This window comes from Actinotalea sp. (genome assembly GCF_035443605.1).
In the GTDB taxonomy this organism is placed as follows: Bacteria; Actinomycetota; Actinomycetes; order Actinomycetales; family Cellulomonadaceae; genus Actinotalea.
The window spans coordinates 1-4206 of the sequence record NZ_DAORSQ010000154.1; the positions used below are offsets into that span (position 1 = coordinate 1).

The window sequence follows — 4206 nt, forward strand, 5'->3', positions numbered from 1 at the left end:
CGAGACCCCCGGTGGGGTCGAGGGGCAGGCTGCTGACATCGCCTGGCTGCGCGACCGGCTCGCCTGAGTCAGCGGCCGCAGGGTCCGACACCTGACAGGTCGGTGACAGGTCGGCGGCAGGGCGTCCACGCACCGTGGGGCCATGACGACCAGTGCCGCACTGTCCGGGACCCACCTGAGCATCCGCGCCCTCGTGGCGGGCGACCACGACACGCTGACGACGATCATGGCCGGGATGTCGCTGGGGTCTCGGGTGGCCCGTTACCACTCTGGGTTACCCCACCTGACCCCGCGGATGCTGCGTCACCTAAGCGACGTCGCACCGGGACGACACGTCGCCCTCGTCGCAGAGCAGGACGGCGCCCCGGTGGGCATCGTGCGCTGGGTGCGCGAGGACGACACGACGGCCGAGATCGCCCTGGAGGTCGTTGACGCGGCACACGGACGGGGTGTGGGGCGGGCCCTGCTCCAAGCAGCGTGCGTGAGCGCCATCGAGGCCGGCATCGAGCGCCTGGTCGCCTACGTCACCGCGGACAACCGCCGCGTCCACCGGTGGCTGCACCGGCACGCGGCCCATCGCGAGGAGGACCGATTCGTCATCCGTCTGCCGGGGAAACTCGCTGCGCCGATCCGGCCGCTTCGTGGTTTCATGGGCGAATGCGCGCCAGGATCCTCGGGCCGCTCCGAGTCGAGACCACCCGCGGTTCACAGCTTCCCGCCGGAGGCCGACCCCGCGACGTCCTCGCGGCCCTCCTGCTCCGCAGGGGTCGCCCCGTTCCCGCAGACGTCCTCCTCGACCTCGTCTGGTCCGAGCAGGCAGCCACGCTCGACGTCGCTGCGGTCCACACCGTCGTCGCACGTCTCCGGCGCCAGTTCGGTGCAGAGCTGATCGACCGTGAGCACGGCGGCTACCTCGTACCCGACGCGGTCCGCACCGACGTCGACGAGGTGCTGCTCCGTCGCTCGCAGGCCCGGGCGTGCACCGCGCAGCGCGACTGGTCGGGGAGGCGTCAGGCGGATCGGGCAGCCCTGAGCCTCTGGGCCGGTCCGGTGGCCCTCGAGGGTGTTCGTGACGACCTGGTGGTCGTCGAGCGGGCCCGGCTCGCCGACCTGCGCCGGGGGATTCTCGACGACCTGGCCACCTCACTGCTCGACGACCCCGAAGCAGACCCCGACGAAGCGCACGACCTCGCCCTCGAGCTGATGACGGGCGACCCACTCGACGAGGCAGCGGCGGTCCTGGGCATGCGTTCGGCGCAGCGCCTGGGCCGGCAGGCCGAGGCGCTGTCGATCTACTCCCGGATCCGGCGGGACCTGCGTGAGGAGCTGGGCATCGACCCCGGCCGCACCCTCACCGAGCTGCACCAGCGAGTCCTCGCGCAGGCTCCACCCCGGGGGGCGCCCGGCGCCCTGTCCGCGGAGCGCCCGGTGGCCCGCGACGTGGTCCTGCACCCGGCCCGCGTCCTCCCGGCGCCCCGGACTCCGACGGTCGGCCGCCTCGCGGATCTCGATGCCGCACTGGGTGCCCTGTCCTCAGGACACCGGCTCGTCACGGTCACGGGGCCGGCTGGCGTCGGGAAGTCACGCCTGCTCGCGGAGATCGGGGCGGCCCTGCGTCCCAGCGAACCGGACATCTACCACGTCGCCCTCGAGCCCCATGCCCAGCTGTCCTCCGACGCCCTCGCCCTCGTCGTCGGGTCGATGAGCGGGTTGCCGATGGACGGGGCCGACCCGGTGCACCAGCTGGCCGAGGCACTCGCCAACGAGCAGGCCGTCATCCTCGTCGACGAGGCCGAGTGGGCACTGGCGGGGGTGGCGGAGATCGCGCGGGCCCTGCTCGACCGGTGCCCCGGCATCCGGCTCGTCCTCACCTCGCGCACCCCGCTCGGCATCCTCGGGGAGCGCCTGGTCGTCCTCGACTCCCTGCCCGTCCCCGCCCCCGGGGCGGCGCGCGAGGAGGTCTGCGACTCGGCGGCCGTGCAGCTGGTGGCCTCACGGCTCGCTGACCGCGGCACCGAGCGGGCGAGCGACCTCGAGGCGTGGGTGGACCGGGACCTGCAGACCCTCGCCGAGGTCGCGCGACGGCTCGACGGGCTCCCGCTCGCCCTGGAGCTGGCAGCCGGGCGCTCCCCCGGCGGCAACCTCGACCGGCTGCTCGACGTCGTCGCCACACCGCTGGACCTCGTGGCCGACGAGCTCGACCGGGAGCCGCGCCACCAGTCGCTGCGCGAGGCCATCGGGTGGAGCATCGAACGCCTGACGTCGAAGGAGCGACGGGCGCTGGCGCGGCTGTCGGTGTTCGTCGCGACGTTCGCCCGCGGTGCGGCCGTGGCCGTGATCGCCTCGCCGGAGGCGGAGGCAGAGCTGAGGGCGCTGGTTCGCGGCAACCTCGTGCAGGCGGCGCACGCAGGGGGTCAGGGGCTGAGGTTGCTGACCGCTGTGCGCGACGCGGCGCGCGAGGTGCTGCTCGACCTCGGGGAGGTCGCCGACTCCCGCCGCCGACACCGCGAGTGGTACGCAGCCCGGTGGCGCGGCGCCCAGCTGGGCGACACCCTCATCGAGGACGTCGGCCGCACCCAGGAGGACCACCTCGCCGCCCTGGAGAACGCCCTCACCGTCGGCGACACCGGATCGGCCGTCGACCTGGGCCTGGCACTGTTCCGCCGCTGGCAGTTCAGCGAGTCGGTCGCGACCGCCACGCCGTGGATGGACCAGCTCTCCCGGATGCCGGGGCTCACCGATGCCCAAGCGGCTCGCCTCGCGATCGCGCGAACGGCGATCTCGCACGTCCGGCAGTGGGAGGACGTGGACGTCCCCCTTATGGTGCACGCGCTGCGCGATGACCCTGACTGGGCGGTCAACCTGTTCACAGCCGAGGCCATCGCCGCCTACACCGCAGGTGACACCCCGCGCTCGATGGAGATGGCAACCCTGGGTCTTGACGCCGCACGGGCGTCCGCACCGCACCACCTTCCCGAGTCGTTGGCCTTGGCCGCGGTGATGGCCGGCATCGCGGGCGAAGCCGCTGCCGCGACCGAGTACGTCGAGGAGGCTCGTGCCCGGATCGGTCCGCACCCGTCCGCCGTGCACCTCGTGACGGTCGTGCCGAAGCTCGCCCTGGCCATGATGGATGCCGGCCGCCCCGACGTCGCCCTCGACCTGTTGCAGCGAGCCGCCGACGGGGCGCAGTCGCGATTCGGCATCCAGCCGACGACGACGACCGTCATCAACCTGGGCTGGGCGGCCCTCGGCGCGGGACGGCCCAGGCAGTCGTTCACCTGGTTCGTCCGTGGCCTGCACCGGGAGACGCCGTGGAGCCCCGGTTTCGCAGAGGCGTCAGCCGGCCTCGGGTGCGCGGGGGTCGCACTAGCGTGGGAGCACGCCTCGACGGTGCTCCTGGCGTCCGACCGGCTGCTCGGGACGTCTGCCACCCAGCTGGCCGGGAGCCTGGCCGCTCACGTGGAGCGCGCTCGCTCCCAGGTGACCTGGCCGCCGGACACGCCGTTGACGACCCTGCCGGTCGACGTCGTCGCCCACCGGGTGCTCCAGCTCGCAGCCGAGTACGCCGCAGTGCTCGCCCCGGAGCCCGAGCAGGCCTCGGCGTAGCAGCGACGGCGTCAGCGCAGGAACAGCTGGTACGCCGGGTTGTCGGTCTCGTCCCACGACCGGTAGCCGAGGGTCTCGCGGAAGGTGGCGAACGCCTTGCGGTCGCCCGGGGGCACCTGCATGCCGACGAGCACGCGGCCGACGTCCGAGCCGTGCCCACGGTAGTGGAAGAGCGAGATGTTCCAGCCCGGCGCCATCGCCGCGAGGAAACGGACCAGGGCGCCCGGGCGCTCGGGGAACTCGTAGCGGTGCAGCACCTCGTCGTCGGCCAGGGTCGTGCGCCCGCCGACGAGGTGGCGCAGGTGCAGCTTGGCGAGCTCGTCGTCGGTGAGGTCGAGGGCCGGCAGCCCGGCATCCTCGAATCCCTGCGCGATGCGGCGGGCCTCCTCGCGGCCGTGGACCTGGAGCCCGACGAAGACGTGGGCGGTGTCGCTGTCGGCGATCCGGTAGTTGAACTCGGTGACCTCGCGCCCTGGCCCGATGACGTCGAGCAGCTTGCGGAAGCTGCCGCGCTGCTCGGGGATCGTCACGGCGAACACGGCCTCGCGCTGCTCACCGATCTCGGCCCGCTCGGCGACGAAGCGCAGGCGGTCGAAGTCC

General features: G+C 73.3%; 3 protein-coding genes. 2 read left to right on the plus strand and 1 reads right to left on the minus strand.

Annotated elements, in window-relative coordinates:
• Positions 1-193 precede the first annotated feature (193 nt).
• Both PKY62_RS12320 and PKY62_RS12325 read left to right on the plus strand, forming a co-directional pair.
• Positions 194-889, plus strand: a complete 696-nt coding sequence (locus tag PKY62_RS12320) for a GNAT family N-acetyltransferase (RefSeq protein WP_324537387.1) — start codon at positions 194-196, stop codon at positions 887-889.
• A gap of 59 nt (positions 890-948) precedes the next feature.
• On the plus strand, positions 949-3606 hold the full coding sequence (locus PKY62_RS12325) for an ATP-binding protein (RefSeq protein WP_324537389.1): 2658 nt from the start codon (positions 949-951) through the stop codon (positions 3604-3606).
• Between the two features lie 11 nt (positions 3607-3617).
• Here the strand turns inward: PKY62_RS12325 and PKY62_RS12330 are convergent.
• Positions 3618-4206: threonine ammonia-lyase (locus tag PKY62_RS12330; RefSeq protein WP_502875844.1), on the minus strand; the 589-nt coding region annotated here is incomplete at its 5' end.